Origin of the sequence: Cognatundibacterium oligocarboniphilum (assembly GCF_013377855.1) — a bacterium.
Lineage (GTDB): Bacteria > Pseudomonadota > Gammaproteobacteria > Burkholderiales > Burkholderiaceae_D > Undibacterium > Undibacterium oligocarboniphilum.
In genome coordinates this window covers 280318-296979 of the sequence record NZ_JABXYJ010000006.1, presented here as the reverse complement: position 1 = coordinate 296979, position 16662 = coordinate 280318, and the positions used below count along the sequence as shown (strand labels likewise).

Below are 16662 nucleotides of genomic sequence, written 5' to 3'. Positions count from 1 at the left end.
CATCTGTGAGGCGATCGCACATGAAAGCACACTACCGTAACCACCGGTTGCAAAACACGGCCGTTTAAGGCACTCGTTGAGATGAGTCGTTACTTTTTAGGATCTGGAAGCACAGGTTTTGAAGAATCCAAAAAAGTTAAATATGAAATCCATATTTCATGAGTACGTTCATCGTAAAGCCGCATTTGACATTCTTCAGAATCACGGATTCTGGCAGTACCCTGTTCCCGGCTATACAGATAATCACAGTGTTTTCTGAGATATTTTTCCCATATTTCTTGTGATTCAATCAGTTCGTCTGATGTGCGTCCGTACAAAACTTCCTGCTTCTGTGCCGCTAAATAATAGCTTTTAAATTTGGCGATTTTTAAATCAATTTGTGTACTGAGGCAGTCGGCTTCCTCTTTATAGTCGTTCATATTTGCACACACGGGTTCGTGTTGGGCGGACCATACGGCATGATTCGCTAAAACAAAAACGGATACGCAAAGATATTTGTAAGGATTGTTTTTTTCATACACAGTTGGATTAAATATTAAAAATTTCTTTACAGTATGGACGTTTGACGTTTGACGAACCCCATGATGGTGATTTCCAGGCTGGAGTTTGGCAGAACGTGGCCAGGCTGACATCACAGCGGAATCAGTTGTAATGCCACTGAAATTTTATACTCCCCCTTTTTTTACTAAAATTACTTTGTCTTCATGATGAATAAAGGGTGCTTAAATATACTGAGGGGGAGTATATTTCTTGTGACGAAGGAGTCAGCCCAGACGGCGGTGACGTACCAGCACTTGCTCGGCAGAACGGAAGTGCTGTGTCAGTTTTTCCACCATATAGACTGAGCGGTGCTGACCGCCGGTGCAGCCGATGGCAATGGTCAGATAGCTGCGGTTGTCTTCTTTAAATGACGGTATCCATTTGCTTAAAAACTGCAGGATGTCGGCATACATTTCCTGTACAACCGGCTGTGCTTCCAGATACCGGATGACCGGTTCGTCACGTCCCGTCAATGGCCGTAAATCAAGGTCATAATGCGGATTCGGCAACATGCGCACATCAAATACGAAATCCGCATCCAGCGGTACCCCGCGTTTAAAGGCAAACGATTCAAACATCAGCGTCAGTGGTGCATGCTGAATTTCGATGACTTCTTTGACCCAGTTCCGCAGCTGATTCGCACGCAGGTCGGTGGTGTCGATGATATGCGCCAGTGCCTGGATTTCCGCCAGGATTTCGCGTTCCTCTTCAATGCATTCGGTCAGTGTCATGTGCGTATCGACCGTCTGTTTCAGTGTCAGCCAGTGTGACAGCGGGTGACTGCGCCGTGTTTCCGAAAAACGGGCGACCAGCGATTCGGTGCTGGCAGTCAGAAACAGTACCTTGACAGCATGACCCGCCTGACGCAACGCCTGCACCGTTTCCGGCATTCCGGTCAATAGGTGTGCGCTACGAGAGTCGATCGCGACGGCAACCTGAGGATAGTGCTGCGCAGACAGGGTGGTGATCAGTTCCGGCAGCAGGCTGGGTGGAAGATTATCGACGCAGTAGTAGCCGGCATCTTCTACCACATTCAGTACAACTGATTTTCCAGAGCCGGAAATGCCGGAGATCACCAGAATCTGCATTTCAGTCTCCGGCTTCCATGGCGCGGCGCTGTCTTTCCATGAAATCTTCGAGCGTGTTGATACCGCGTAATTGCAGGATAGTGTTGCGCACGGCAGCTTCCAGCAAAACCGCGATATTGCGCCCGGCAGCCACCGGGATCACGACTTTGCGGATCGGCAGGCCGAGTACTTCTTCTGTCTGCGAATCCATCGGCAGACGCTCGTAATTTTCTTCCAGCGTGCTGCGCCGGACCAGATGCACAATCAGTTTCAGCCGCATTTTCCGGCGTACCGCAGTTTCACCGAAAATGGTTTTGATATCCAGCAGACCCAGCCCGCGCACTTCGAGCAGATTTTGCAGTAAATCGGGGCAGCGGCCTTCGATCATATTCGGTGCGATGCGGGAAAACTCAACCGCATCATCGGCCACCAGACCGTGACTGCGGGAAATCAGTTCCAGCCCCAGTTCGCTTTTACCAAGCCCGGATTCGCCGGTAATCAGCACGCCGACGCCGAGCACATCCATGAATACGCCATGCATAGTGATGCGTTGCGCCAGTTTTTTCGACAGATAAACCCGCAGATAATCGATGACCTGGGCGGAAGGATAGGGAGTGGAAAACAGCGGAATATTATTGTCGTCGCAGGTAGTCAGAAATGCTGGCGGCGAATCCAGCCCCTGCGCCACAATCAGCGCTGGCGGTCCGCCTGCTACCAGTTCGCGGATCAGATTGGCGCGCGAGGCGTTCGACAGACGGTTGTAGTAAGCCAGCTCCTGATGCCCCAGTACCTGTATCCGGCCGGGGTGGATCAGATTCAGATGACCTACCTGATCTGCGGAGGAAGCGGCATCACCGGTAATCTGTTTGTCTGCTCCGGCAAAGCCTGCAAACCAGCCCAGCTGCATGATGTCACGGTTGTCATCATAGATTTTCTGTATCGTTAATTCTGTCAGTAAGGGCATGGTCAGGAAAAGAAAGTCAGACGATAACCAAACGATACCATGTCAGGACACTGCCGTCATATCCGGGCGCCAGGTCAGGATTTTCTCATAGACAACCTGGGCTTCGGTTTCTGCCAGAAGTTCCTGGCGGAAGGTTTCATTCGACAGCATCTCCGCGATCTCGGACAGAATTTCCAGATGTTGCTGCGTCACGTTGTCGGGCATCAGCAGAAAAATCAGCAGACTGACCGGTTCGCCGTCCGGAGATTCAAATGGAATGCCGTCTTTCAGCCGGACCAGAGCGGCGATCGGCGCCTTCAGACCCTTGATGCGGCCATGTGGAACCGCCACACCATGACCCAGTCCGGTGGAGCCCAGCCGTTCGCGTGCAAACAGATTATCGGAAACGGTAGAGCGGGCAATACTGCAATTATTTTCAAACAACAGGCCAGCCTGTTCAAAGGCCCGCTTTTTACTGGAAATTTCGAGGCCCAGCAGGACATTGGCGAGCGGCAGAATTTTGGCGATATTCGTCATGATGCAAGATCGGGATACAGCAAGATAGATGGAAATACAGGGATAACGCGGTGCAAATTATAGGCTTCTTTTACCGGACGGGTGAAAATTCGCACGCGTTCAGGATTTCCTGTTGTTCGCCAGTAATTTTTCAAATCCGGTGGCGGGCAAGGGCTTGCTGAAATAAAATCCCTGCATTTCCTGGCACCCGGAATCAGTCAGGAACAGCATTTGTTCAGCATTTTCCACGCCTTCAGCCGTGATGCTCATTCCCAATGCGTTGGCCATCGCAATGATGGCGTGCGTCAGTACGACGGAATCCTGATTTTCAGGAATTTTATGGATAAAGGATCGGTCGATTTTCAGATTATCAATCGGGAAGCGTTGCAGATACGACAGGGAGGAAAAGCCGGTACCAAAATCATCGAGTGAAATCGTAATCCCCAGATTTCTGAGTGATTCGAAAACGGGCAGCAATAATTCAATCTCGCCCATCAGCAAACCTTCGGTAATTTCGAGTTGCAAGGCACAGGGCGGCAGATTACTTTCCGCCAGTGTTTGTTCGATAAACCGGCACAGGCCGGGGTCCTGAAACTGCTTGGGTGAGATGTTGACGCTCACTACCAGATCCGGCGTGAAATGCTCGCGCCAGTAACTGGTTTGCCGGCAGACCTGTTGCAATACCCATCGTCCGATGGGCAGAATCAGACCGATTTCTTCTGAGATCGGGATGAACTCGTCAGGTGGAATCAGTCCTATGCCGGGCATTTGCCAGCGGATCAGCGCTTCCGCACCGACGATGCGGGAAGTCTGCAGGCTGATTTTAGGCTGGTAATACACCAAAAATTCCTGTTCGATCAGCGCGCGGCGCAGATTGGTTTCCAGTGCATACCGGTGCTGGGCGCGGACATTGAGTTCGGTGGTAAAAAACTGGTAGTTATTGCGCCCGGATTCCTTGGCGTGATACATCGCCGAATCGGCGCAGCGCATGAGCGTGGAAGCATCTTCCCCGTCATGCGGGAACACACTGATGCCAATCGATGTGCCCAAATGGTATTCATTGCCTTGAATAAGGAACGGTGCCCGCATCTTTTCGAGTATCCGTTCTCCCAGATTTCGCAGATAAAAGGCATCTTCAAAATGATCGACCACCACCACAAATTCATCACCGCCCAGCCGCGCCAGCAGGTCGCTGCTGCGCACGCACTGATTGAGCCGTTCGGATACATCGCGCAACAGGGTATCGCCGGCAGAATGACCCGCTGTGTCGTTGACGTATTTGAAACGATCGAGATCGAGGAACAGCAATGCAATATTCTGCTGGTTCTGACGCGCGTCAGCCAACGCCCTGGTCAGACGCAGATTCAGCTGGTGCCGGTTCGGTAATCCGGTCAGCGCATCGTAAGAAGCCATGAAACGCAGCTGGCGCTGGGTTTCACGTACTTCGGTGGTGTCGGTGAATGAGACCAGGACGGAAGAAACGGCAGTATGCCTTTTTTTCCGGATCGGCAGGCAGTTAACCAGCAGCCAGACGACCGAGCCATCACGCAGTTCAACGCCGGTCGATAAATTCAGTACCGGTGTTCCCGTTCTGAATACGGACGAGGCCGGGTCGTCGCCGATCCGCACAGATTGTCCCTCTTCGCTAAAAATACGCCGGAAGTAGCGGTGGCGCCGACCCACCAGACTTATGTCATCGATTTTCAGGATGCGCATCGCGCTCGGATTACTGGTGACGATCTGCCCGCCGGGAGCGATCACCATGATGCCTTCTGACAGGTTGGTGACCACCGAACGATAACGTTCTTCACTTTCCTCCAGACTCTGCTCCATGTTCTTTTTATCGATTGCCAGCCCGATCAGATCGCAGGCATCGATAATCATGGCTTGTTCGTCCTGATCCGGACTGTGCACATGGCGATGATAGACATCGACCGTTCCCAGTACATGGTGAAAAGCCGTCGTGATCGGATGCGACCAGCAGGAACGCAGATCGTGCTTCAACGCACTGTCTCTGAATTGCTCCCACAATGGACTGACCGCAATATCCTGAACAATCGTGAGGCGATTGAAATGGATCGCCGCCGCCGCGCTGCAACTGTCCGTTCCTGTAGGAATATTGACGAATTGCGATGAGAAATCCTCCGGCAGGGAAGGTGCTGCGCCCATTGTTAATTGCTGGGTTACCGGATCAAACAGAGTAATGGCGCAGAGTGCCTGATTGTCGAGCAGTCGTTCCATGCGGTCGCAGACATCCTCGAGAATATGCGACAGCGGTTTGTCCATCGCAATCATTTCGAGAATTTCTTTTTCGTGATGCAGCGCCTCATGAATCCGGCTGGTTTGCGGCCTGACGAGTGCGACTGGCACGGTTTGTGTCGCAGTGACTTGACGCGCATTCAGCAGCACAGCGCTGTGCCCCTGATAATGCAATGTGGAACTCGTGATTTCAATATCCACCTGCGTGCCGTCAAGACGAAGGCACTGCAGTTGTCGCGCCGGGGGTTTTGGGGTATCGGAGGATTTTTGCAGCAGTTCGCGCAGGATGTCATGCTGCTGCGTCAGCAAAAATACTTCAGGATGCAAGCCCAGTAGCTGATGCAGGTAATCTGCTCCCATCAATCCCAGTCCGGACTGATTGGCATACGCCAGCCGGTCGCCAACCAGGACATAGACCGCATCCGGCAGATGTTCCAGTAATGCGGTATGCCAGCCGTCGTCGAAAGTCACGCTGACAGCATGTGTATTCGGAAAGGGAATGGGCGATATCACGACAACGGTCTGGAAAGCGAATTGATATATCCGGTTAATGGGAATGCTTAGCAATCATGGGCTAGCACGCAAAATATCATTCATCATGGCAACAGCATCGCACTTCGTCAATTAACATCCTCAATTAATTCAGGTCGAAGCGGACGAACAGCAACAGTACGTCGCCGTTTCCTTTATTTTTTGAAAATCGTGGTACATAAGCCGCCATCAGTTTGCTGCTGCGGGTTCCAATAGAGGCGACCGGCAGAACCGCTGGAAAGGGAACCCCGGAAAAATAATCGGTACGGCTGATCAGTAAGCCCGTCACGCCCGCGCCGACTTCGATTTTTTCGGTCACCGGTTTCATCCACTGATAGGCATAACCTGCCATCGGTTGCGGCTTGAAATGGGAATCCGAAATCAGCATGGCGTACACGGACTCTTCATTATCTTTGTCATTGCGGATTGCCTTGCTAAAGCCCATGCCCCAGGCGCGCTCATTGAGTTCGGCGATCCGTTCAGCCGTGTATGTGTTGCGGCCATGATGCGCATAACCGGACAGCATGATGGAAAGGGAGCCTTCATCGAGAATTTTTTCCACCCGGGCTTTGCTGCTGTCCCACCAGTCGGAAGACGCTTCGTTTTGCTGTGCCTGTGCTGACAGGCAGCACAACAGTGCGCACAGGCATAAGAAAATACGTACAGGTAAATAATTCTGGATCAACATAGCGGGCTTTGATATTAAATCAAGTAATAAGTTAAATTGAAAAAATCAGCGCGGACTACTGACGGGCATTCCGCGCATTGGATGGTTGCCGGGCGGTGGAGAAATTACTGCGCCACGGATTGATATCCAGACCGCCGCGGCGCGTATAGCGCGCATAAACGGACAACTTCTGCGGCTTGCACTGACGCATGATGTCGACAAAAATCCGTTCGACGCATTGCTCGTGAAATTCATTATGATTCCGGAAGCCGATCAGGTAGCGCAGCAATCCTTCCTGGTCGATCTGAGCGCCGACATAGTGAATCTGCACGCTGCCCCAGTCTGGCTGCCCTGTGACCAGACAATTCGATTTCAGCAGATGCGATACCAGCGTTTCCTCTATCGGCGCCGCAGTATGGTCTGCATGCAGTAATCCCGGATCAGGCGCGTAGGAGTCTACCTCAATGTCCAACCGGTCAAGCAGTGTGCCAGACAGTTCTTGCATCTGCAGCTGGCCGAACTGATCCGGCACCGTCAGGCTCACCTGAACAGGGGCTCCGGCAGCAGCAGACAGGTCTTGCTGCAGCAGGCGGAGTAAAGCCCCGGTGTCGTCTAACCGGGTCTGATTGAAAGAGTTCAGATACAGTTTGAACGACTTGGACTCGATGATGTTCAGTGAATCCGCCGGAACCAGTATGCTGGCAATCGCCACCTGTGGTTTGCCGCGCAGGTTCAGCCACGATATTTCGTAAGCATTCCAGATATCCATGCCAAAAAAGGGCAGAGCGGACACAATGCCGATCTCCGTACGCTTGCCCTGACGGGAAATCGGAAACAGCAGAGAAGGATCGTATTCTGCTTTATAAGCAGCGTTTTTTCCGAGCAGGGATTGCTCAGGCGTATTGCTGGAAACGGGATCGGTCATTGCTCAAAAAGCTGATCAGCCTAAAAATAATTGATAAACAGGGTTTTTACTTTCGTCCCAGTAGCGGTAACCAAGAGTGGATAAAAACTCGCGGAATGCTTTCATTTCTTTCTTTGGAACCTGTAAACCGACTAAAGTTCTGCCGTAATCAGCGCCGTGATTACGATAGTGGAACAGACTGATATTCCAGTTCGGCGCCATGCTGTTTAAGAAGCGCATCAGCGCGCCCGGACGTTCCGGAAACTCAAAGCGATACAGCAATTCATTTTCTGCCAATGCACTTTTGCCGCCAACCAGATGACGGATATGTAGTTTGGCCAGCTCGTCATGCGTCAGATCCAGGGTCGGAAAACCATGCTTCTCAAAATTTTTGGCAATTTTTCCGGATTCAGTCCGGTCATGTACCTGAATACCGACAAAAATATGGGCTGACTTTTCATCACTGATGCGATAGTTAAATTCCGTCACATTACGCGCACCCACCAGTTCGCAGAAACGGCGGAAGCTGCCGCGTTCTTCGGGAATAGTGACGGCAAACACGGCTTCGCGAGCCTCACCGACTTCGGCACGTTCTGCCACAAAGCGCAGGCGGTCAAAATTCATGTTGGCACCGCAGGCGATGGTCATCAGGGTTTCGTTTTTCAACGGTTTTTTATCTGCTTTGGCCCGTTCGATATAGGCTTTACAACCGGCTACCGCGAGTGCGCCTGCCGGCTCCAGGATGCTGCGGGTATCCTGGAACACATCCTTGATCGCTGCGCATACGGCATCGGTATCGACGGTGATGATTTCATCGACATACATTTTGGTCAGGCGGAAGGTTTCTTCGCCGACCAGCTTGACCGCAGTCCCGTCGGAAAACAAGCCGACATCGGCAAGCGCTACACGTTTCCCCGCTTTCAGGCTGCGCGCCATCGCATCGGAATCCGTGGTCTGGACGCCGATGATCCTGATTTCCGGGCGGATCGCTTTGACATAAGCCGCAACGCCGGAAATCAGGCCGCCGCCGCCAATCGCGACAAAAATAGCGTGGATCGGAGCGGAATGCTGGCGCAGGATTTCCATGCCGACCGTGCCTTGTCCGGCAATGACGTCAGGATCGTCAAACGGATGCACGAAAGTCAGTTTGCGTTTTTTCTCCAGCTCGCTCGCATATCCTGCGGCGTCGGAATAGGATTCGCCGTGCAGCACGATTTCCACGTGCTCGCCGCCATGCGCTCTGACGGCATCAATTTTGACCGGTGGCGTGGTGGTTGGCATCACGATCACGGCTTTGCAGCCGACCCGGCGCGCACTGAGGGCCACGCCCTGCGCATGGTTGCCAGCCGAAGCGCAGATCACGCCGCGTTTGAGCTGTGCCGGCGACAGATGGGCGATCTTGTTATAAGCACCCCGAATCTTGAAACTGAAGACACTCTGCATGTCTTCGCGTTTGAACATAATTCGATTATCCATCCGTGCCGACAGGCTGGAGGCATGTTCCAGCGGTGTTTCAAATGCGACATCATAGACGCGCGCGGTCAGGATTTTTTTCAGATAATCGGTGCTCATAAGCTTCGGAAGTTGGTTAAAAAATAGGATAACGCCGTGACGCAAAAGCCACCCTATTATAATGGATGCCCTTTCTTTCGACCCTGAACACCCATGATAGAAGCCGGAGTGCATTGGCTGCTGAGCGTACTGGCAGTGCCGGAAATTGGCCTGACGTCCGTTTTCCTGATCAGTTTTATCTCTGCCACGCTGATACCGATGGGCTCTGAGCCTGCCGTATTTGCTGTCATCAAAGCAAACCCTCATCTGTTCTGGCCGGTGCTGGTGGTGGCGACCATTGGCAACACGTTGGGTGGCGTGGTTGATTATCTGATGGGTTACGCGGCACAGCGCGCATTTCAGCGCGAACGCCGCACTTTCTGGTTTCACTGGCTGGAGCGCTTCGGCGCCAAAACCATGCTGCTGTCGTGGCTGCCAGTCATCGGCGATCCGATCTGCACACTGGCTGGCTGGCTGAAGCTGCCGTTCTGGCACAGCGTGTATTACATGGCAGTGGGAAAATTCCTGCGCTATCTGACCATCAGTCTGTTGTTACTGAAGCTACCGGATGGCTTCTGGCACCGGATTGCCGAATGGCTGGCCTGATCTCCGGGAAACTACGCGTTGGTTGCCTGCGCACCGACCTGTGGCGGTTATCACGGCACAATGTTGTCGTCATCCTGTAGCAATTGCTCTTTATACTCCGCCGGAAGCTGCTTTAACCTGCGTCAGTGGCGCCTCCCCAGGTATTGCCGGTGAGATGCCTCAATCCGCTCAATCCGGTTAAATGCAGAAAAAACAGGTAATGCCGGCAGACTGCACACCATCTCCCGGCATTGATTTTTCGCCAGCAGAGGATATGAAAATGCAAAAAAACAATACCCCACGCCGTGGATTTCTTCAGGGAATGCTTGTCACCGCAGCCGGCAGCGCACTGGCATTGCCAGCGCTCGCCAAGCCTGCTGCAGCGCCGGCTGTGATGCTGGATGCCGCCAAGTGGTCACCGCGTAACCGTCAACTGGTGGCAGAACTGATTGCCCGCCACGGACAAGCCAGCAAGTCTTATAACGCCAAGCGCCGTCCTTATGCCGTCTTCGACTGGGATAACACCAGCATCATGAATGACTGCGAAGAAGCTTTGCTGATGTATCAGATCAACCAGCTGGCGTTCAAACTGACACCCGCTGAATTTTCAGCGATTATCCGTCAGAATGTACCTGCAGGAAATTTTGCACCCGACTACAAAAATTCGACAGGCAAAGTTGTTGATCTGGAAAGTATCTGTGCTGATCTGGATAGCGACTATGCATTCCTGCACGCCAATTACAAAGGACTCGCCGGCAGTCGCAGCCTGGAAGAAATCACTGCAACCGAGCAGTTTCAGGATTTCCGTGCCAAGCTGTATTTCCTGTACGAAGCGGTCAACGACACACATGGCGTGAATGTGGGTTATCCATGGGTGATTTACTTCTTCGCTAACATGACGGTCAGTGAAGTCAGCCAGCTCGCGGAAGCATCCAACGATGCCAATCTGGGCATGGGACTGACCAAAACCAAATACACCAGCCCAGCCGGCTTACCGGGCAAGGCTGGTGTGATCACGACCGCGCACTTCCACGGCATTCGCCTGTGCACTGAAATTGCGACACTGATGGACACCTTCCGCAACAATGGTTTTGATGTGTATGTCAGCACGGCTTCACTGGAAGACGTAGTTGCTGTATTCGCCACCAACCCTAAATATGGTTATCACGTCAAGCGCGAAAACGTGCTGGGCCTGCGTCTGGAACAGGATGGTGAAAAGTTTAAAAATGCTTACCGCAAAAACTGGCCGCTGAACTGGGGCCCGGGAAAATCTGAAGTTATCCGCAAGGAGTTGGTCGCGAAAAAAGGTTATGGTCCGGTATTTGTCGCCGGTGACAGCGACGGTGACTATGACATGCTGCGCGATTTCAAGGAAACCGAAGTTGGTCTGATTGTGAACCGTCTGAAGAAAGGCAAGATCGGCGAATTGTCCAAAGCTGCTGCCGAGGCTATCCAGAACCCGCATCCACGTTTTGTGCTGCAAGGGCGCCAGGAATCGACAGGTAACTGGCTGCCGGTGGAAACGACACTGAAATACGGTAAAACAGCACCGACGCTGCTGGGCTGATAACAGCGCATTCAGTGTGAAAAAAAGCGCCTGCGGGCGCTTTTTTTCACACTGAATGGCTTTGCCGCCGATCTTGCTTTGCCAGTGTCGGGGTAAAAAACGGAACAGAAATACCGTCAACTGATTCATCCATCCGGGCAGAACGCTGGATTTTTCTGCAAAAAGTACATCCAGTCCGACGGCAGCGCCAGTATCTGTATAGTCTCTGTCAGCCGTGCCGACATCAGCAGATGGTAGTCCCGTTCAGTAAGCAGATGAGAGTAATCAATGCCGAAACTGCTGGAAGCGCCTGTCCTGAGCGCCTAGAGTCCTCCCAAATTTTGACTCATCTTTTTTCTATTTTGTTCTAAGCTGGTTTCGCGTATGAAGATTCATCAATCCTGTTAAAAAAAGCCAACATATCTGCAGAGTGTTTCTTCGGTGTCAGTTGGTGTAATCTTGTAAAGATAAGCCGGTTTTCGAAAAAAAATGCGATTTTCACCAAATTCTGTTTGGGAAATTGCAAGAAGTGCCATGTATTGCCGTACAAACTTCAAGGCTGTTGCCGCGTGGTGCAGCGCAATAAGCTAGAATGAACCTTTAAAAATCCGTCTAACCACCCTCTGATGAACGCTCCAGTCCAGATAGCCGCATTACATGCAGATTCGCCAGCCGGCGCTGCGCCAACCCGTGTCCGGGAAATTCCTTATAACTACACCTCTTTTTCCGACCGCGAGATTGTGATCCGTTTGCTGGGTGAAGACGCCTGGAAGCTGCTCGACCAGCTGCGCGGCAAACGCCAGACTGGTCGTTCTGCCCGCATGCTGTATGAAGTCCTGGGCGATATCTGGGTGGTGCGCCGCAATCCGTATTTGCAGGACGACATGCTCGATAATCCGAAGCGTCGTCAGGATCTGATCGACGCCCTGAATCACCGTCTGGCGGAAGTTGAAAAACGCCGTCTGAACACGCAGAATGACGACGATGCCGAACGCAGCAACAGCGTGGAAACGCTGGTGCAGGCGGCGCGTCAGGCGGTTTCTGATTTTTCCAGGGAATTCCGTGCAACCTATGATCTGCGCAAAAAAGCCAGCAAGCTGCTGGCGCGCTATACCGCCAAAGACAATATCAAATTTGACGGCCTGTCCCGCGTCTCGCACGTCACTGATGCGACCGACTGGCGCGTCGAATATCCGTTCGTCGTATTGACGCCGGACACCGAAGATGAAATGGCGGGGCTGGTAAAAACCTGTATCGAACTCGGCCTGACCATCATCCCGCGCGGCGGTGGCACCGGCTACACCGGCGGTGCGATTCCATTGACACCTTTGTCGGCCGTGATCAATACCGAAAAACTGGAAACCCTGGGCGAAGTCGAAATGACCCGCCTGCCGGGCGTGGAGCGCGATTACGCGACGATTTATTCCGGCGCCGGTGTGGTGACCAAACGGGTTTCCGATGCGGCCGAAAAAGCCGGTTTTGTGTTTGCGGTTGATCCGACCTCGGCCGAAGCTTCCTGTGTCGGCGGCAATGTTGCGATGAATGCGGGCGGTAAAAAAGCCGTCCTGTGGGGCACTGCGCTCGACAACCTGGCATCGTGGAAAATGGTTGATCCGAACGGCGACTGGCTGGAAGTCACCCGCCTTGAGCATAATCTCGGCAAGATTCATGATGTCGAAGTTGCCAAATTCAGACTCGAATGGACCCATCCCGGCGAGAAAAAACCGTTTAAGACCGAGCAGCTTGATATCAAAGGACGAGTTTTCCGCAAGGAAGGATTGGGCAAGGACGTCACCGATAAATTCCTGGCCGGTTTGCCAGGCGTGCAGAAAGAAGGCTGCGATGGCCTGATTACTTCGGCACGCTGGATCCTGCACAAGATGCCGAAATACGCCCGCACCGTTTGCCTGGAATTTTTCGGTCAGGCGCGTGATGCGATTCCAAGCATCGTCGAGATCAAGGATTATCTCGACGCTGAGACAAAAAAAGGCGGCGCTATTCTCGCGGGCCTGGAACATCTGGATGAGCGCTACCTGCGTGCTGTCGGCTACACCACCAAATCGAAACGTGGTGTACTGCCGAAGATGGCCCTGTTCGGTGACATCGTCGGCGACGATGACAACGCGGTGGCGCAGGCGGCATCGGAAGTCATACGGATCGCCAATACCCGGGTTGGTGAAGGTTTCGTCGCCGTCAGCCCGGAAGCGCGCAAAAAATTCTGGCTCGATCGTGCGAAAACCGCCGCCATTTCCAAACATACGAATGCGTTCAAAATCAACGAAGACGTGGTGATTCCGCTTAACCGGATGGGCGAATACACCGATGGCATCGAGCGTATCAACATCGAATTATCGATAAAGAACAAGCTGGCGTTGCTCGATCAGCTGATGACTTTTTTTGCAAGCGGCAATCTGCCTTTGGGAAAAAGCGAAGATGCGGACGGGGACGATATTTCTGCCGCAGAATTGCTGGAAGACCGCGTGAATCAGACAGAAACCCTGTTGCAGCAAACCCGCGCACGCTGGACATATCTGCTGACGCATCTGGATGCCCGTCTGAGCGATGCCCTGCCGGATTTGCAGGCGCTCGGCCTGGAGCGGATGACTGAGACGTTGTCTGCACGCCTGCAGTCGCAATCGGATGTCACGCTGTTTTCCATCGTGCAGGACCGGACTGTGCGGGTTTCTTGGAAAGCCGAATTGCGCGCACCTTTACGCCAGATATTCAGTGGTTCAGCATTCCGGCTGATTCTCGATGAATGTGTTGCATTGCATAAAAAAGTGTTGCGTAGCCGCGTATTCGTCGCTCTGCACATGCATGCAGGCGATGGCAATGTGCATACCAATCTGCCGGTGAATTCCGACGATTACGCGATGCTGCAGGTCGCGCATCATGCAGTCGCCCGCATCATGGTGCTGGCGCGTTCGCTGAACGGCGTGATCTCCGGTGAACACGGCATCGGCATAACCAAGCTGGAGTTTCTGACCGAAGATGAAATCAGGGATTTCCGTTCGTACAAGCAGCGCATTGATCCCGAAGGGCGCTTCAATAAAGGTAAGCTGCTGAACCTGCCGGAATTCGCCGCCGATCTGCGCAATGCCTATACGCCATCGTTTGGCCTGATGGGGCATGAATCGCTGATCATGCAGCAAAGCGATATCGGCGCGATTGCCAACAGCGTCAAGGATTGTCTACGCTGCGGTAAGTGCAAACCGGTGTGTGCAACCCATGTGCCGCGTGCCAATCTGCTGTATTCGCCGCGCAATAAAATTCTCGCGACCTCGCTACTGGTCGAGGCTTTCCTGTATGAAGAGCAGACCCGTCGCGGCGTGTCGATCAAGCACTGGGATGAATTTTCCGATGTCGCTGATCACTGCACGGTATGCCATAAATGCGTGAATCCTTGCCCGGTCGATATCGACTTCGGTGATGTGTCGATGAATATGCGCAATCTGCTGCGCAAGATGGGGCAGAAGAAATTCAACCCCGGCACGGCGGCATCCATGTTCTTCCTGAATGCGACCGATCCGGCGACGATTAACGCGACACGCCAGGTGATGATCGGCTGGGGTTACAAAGCCCAGCGACTCGGTAACGACATCCTGAAAAAATTTGCGAAAAAACAGACCAAAGCGCCGCCGGCGACGGTCGGCAAGGCGCCGGTCAAAGAGCAGGTGATCCACTTCATCAACAAGAAGATGCCGGGTAATCTGCCGAAGAAAACTGCGCGCGCGCTGCTCGATATCGAGGATGACAAGATCGTCCCGATTATTCGTAATCCGCAAGCCACGACTGCCGATACCGAAGCGGTGTTCTACTTCCCCGGTTGCGGTTCCGAACGTCTGTTCTCTCAGGTTGGGCTGGCGACGCAAGCGATGCTGTGGCATGTCGGCGTGCAGACCGTGCTGCCGCCCGGCTATCTGTGCTGCGGCTACCCTCAGCGCGGCAACGGGCAGTACGACAAAGCCGAAAAAATGATGACCGATAACCGTGTGCTGTTCCATCGCGTCGCCAATACGCTCAATTATCTGGATATCAAAACCGTCGTGGTGTCCTGCGGTACCTGTTACGATCAGCTGGCGACCTATGAATTCGATAAGATTTTCCCTGGTTGCCGCATCATCGATATCCATGAATATCTGATGGAAAAAAATGTGAAACTGGAAGGCGTGACAGGAACCCGTTACATGTACCACGATCCTTGCCATACACCGATGAAAATCCAGGACCCGCTGAAAACGGTGAATGCGCTGATTACCGGTGTCAATGATCAGCAGAAAATCGAGAAAAACGAACGTTGCTGCGGTGAATCCGGTACGCTGGCGGTCAGCCGCCCAGATATTTCCACCCAGGTGCGCTTCCGGAAAGAAATCGAGATGAAGAAGAGTGCTGACAAGCTACGTGCCGACGGCTTTACCGGTGATGTCAAAATCCTCACCTCATGCCCGTCCTGTCTGCAGGGATTGTCACGTTATAATGAAGACAGCGATACGACAGCCGATTACATCGTGATTGAAATGGCGCGTCATTTACTGGGTGAAAACTGGCTGCCGGAATATGTCGCCAAAGCCAATCAGGGCGGTATTGAACGGGTACTGGTATGAGTCTGCCATGTGAGCTGTGTGTCGCTAACCTTGGCGACGTCATCATCGCTTCCCCGCAGTGGCGTGTGGTTTTGGTCGATGATCCGGATTATCCGGGATTTTGCCGGGTAATCTGGAATGCGCATGTAAAAGAGATGACAGATTTAAGTGATGCGGACAAGGCTATCCTGATGCAGGTTGTCTGGCAGGTGGAAACTGCACAGCGGGAAGTGTTGCAGCCACACAAAATCAATCTCGCCAGTTTCGGCAATATGGTGCCGCATCTGCACTGGCATGTGATTCCACGCTATGTCAGCGACGCGCATTTCCCGCATCCGGTCTGGGCTGCAGCCCGGACGGATAATGTGGATGCAGCCGGGTTACAGGCACGCAGGACATTACTGCCACGACTGCGTGAAACGATTTCTTCCAGTCTGACGGATTTGTTATGAGTAATGCGAAACCTCAACCCGTGGCATTGAATGCCCGTACCCAGTCGCGTGTACTGGACATCAGTTTTGACGATGGCAAGGCGTTTTCATTGCCGTTTGAATTGCTGCGGGTGTATTCCCCTTCTGCCGAAGTCCGTGGTCATGGTTCTGGCCAGGAGGTGCTGCAGACCGGAAAACGCGCCGTTGGTTTGAGCGGTATCGAGCCTGTCGGCAATTATGCGATCAAGCCGATCTTCGACGATCAGCACAGTTCGGGTATTTTTACCTGGGAATATCTGTACTGGCTCGGTGAAAATCAGTCGGAGCTATGGCAGGATTATCTGGGCCGATTACAGGCAGCCGGTTATCCCGGCGACAGCGGTCGCGATGCACCGATGGCCGTTAAGTCCGGAGGCACCTGCGGCCATCATCATTGATGGCCAGGGGGTAAGACTATCACCGCAAAATTGACGGAGACAGTTTTTACGTTTGCTTACGATAAAAAAATGATGCCTCACTCTGGCTGAAGTAAGCTGAAC

Annotated in this window: 13 protein-coding genes; 5 read left to right on the top strand and 8 right to left on the bottom strand. The window is 52.8% G+C overall.

The window, feature by feature from the left end:
• Positions 1-89: 89 nt before the first annotated feature.
• From HV832_RS12590 to ilvA, 8 genes are all read right to left on the bottom strand, one after another.
• Positions 90-632, bottom strand: coding sequence for a lysozyme inhibitor LprI family protein (locus tag HV832_RS12590; protein ID WP_176804189.1), 543 nt, complete (start codon positions 630-632; stop codon positions 90-92).
• A gap of 132 nt (positions 633-764) precedes the next feature.
• On the bottom strand, positions 765-1628 hold the full coding sequence (gene rapZ, locus HV832_RS12585; protein WP_176804188.1) for an RNase adapter RapZ: 864 nt from the start codon (positions 1626-1628) through the stop codon (positions 765-767).
• Between the two features lies 1 nt (position 1629).
• Positions 1630-2571 (bottom strand): HPr(Ser) kinase/phosphatase, encoded by a 942-nt coding sequence (gene hprK / locus HV832_RS12580; protein ID WP_176804187.1) that lies wholly within the window; start codon positions 2569-2571, stop codon positions 1630-1632.
• Between the two features lie 42 nt (positions 2572-2613).
• Positions 2614-3087 carry a PTS sugar transporter subunit IIA gene (locus HV832_RS12575; protein WP_176804186.1) on the bottom strand — a complete coding sequence of 158 codons (474 nt, stop codon included), beginning with the start codon at positions 3085-3087 and terminating at the stop codon, positions 2614-2616.
• A 99-nt stretch (positions 3088-3186) separates the two neighbouring features.
• The gene (locus HV832_RS12570; RefSeq protein WP_176804185.1) at positions 3187-5796 is read right to left on the bottom strand and encodes a sensor domain-containing protein; all 2610 of its coding nucleotides are present in this window, start codon (positions 5794-5796) and stop codon (positions 3187-3189) included.
• 166 nt (positions 5797-5962) lie between these two features.
• Positions 5963-6544 carry a hypothetical protein gene (locus HV832_RS12565; RefSeq protein ID WP_176804184.1) on the bottom strand — a complete coding sequence of 194 codons (582 nt, stop codon included), beginning with the start codon at positions 6542-6544 and terminating at the stop codon, positions 5963-5965.
• Positions 6545-6599: 55 nt separating this feature from the next.
• Positions 6600-7448 carry an NADPH-dependent 7-cyano-7-deazaguanine reductase QueF gene (queF, locus tag HV832_RS12560; RefSeq protein WP_176804183.1) on the bottom strand — a complete coding sequence of 283 codons (849 nt, stop codon included), beginning with the start codon at positions 7446-7448 and terminating at the stop codon, positions 6600-6602.
• A gap of 15 nt (positions 7449-7463) precedes the next feature.
• The gene (ilvA, locus tag HV832_RS12555) at positions 7464-8999 is read right to left on the bottom strand and encodes a threonine ammonia-lyase, biosynthetic (protein WP_176804182.1); all 1536 of its coding nucleotides are present in this window, start codon (positions 8997-8999) and stop codon (positions 7464-7466) included.
• A 93-nt stretch (positions 9000-9092) separates the two neighbouring features.
• Here ilvA and HV832_RS12550 point away from each other — a divergent pair, with 93 nt between their 5' ends.
• The 5 genes from HV832_RS12550 (at position 9093) to HV832_RS12530 (ending at position 16560) form a co-directional block, all read left to right on the top strand.
• Entirely contained in the window at positions 9093-9584 is a 492-nt protein-coding gene (locus tag HV832_RS12550; protein WP_176804181.1) for a YqaA family protein, read from the top strand.
• A gap of 253 nt (positions 9585-9837) precedes the next feature.
• Positions 9838-11130, top strand: a complete 1293-nt coding sequence (locus HV832_RS12545; protein ID WP_176804180.1) for a haloacid dehalogenase-like hydrolase — start codon at positions 9838-9840, stop codon at positions 11128-11130.
• Positions 11131-11735: 605 nt separating this feature from the next.
• Entirely contained in the window at positions 11736-15713 is a 3978-nt protein-coding gene (locus tag HV832_RS12540) for a DUF3683 domain-containing protein (protein ID WP_176804179.1), read from the top strand.
• Entirely contained in the window at positions 15710-16144 is a 435-nt protein-coding gene (locus tag HV832_RS12535) for an HIT family protein (protein WP_176804178.1), read from the top strand. Before HV832_RS12540 ends, HV832_RS12535 begins: the two co-directional genes overlap by 4 nt.
• Complete coding sequence (locus HV832_RS12530) at positions 16141-16560, top strand: gamma-butyrobetaine hydroxylase family protein (RefSeq protein WP_176804177.1); 420 nt, start codon at positions 16141-16143, stop codon at positions 16558-16560. The genes HV832_RS12535 and HV832_RS12530 overlap by 4 nt, the downstream gene beginning before the upstream one ends.
• Positions 16561-16662: the final 102 nt, after the last annotated feature.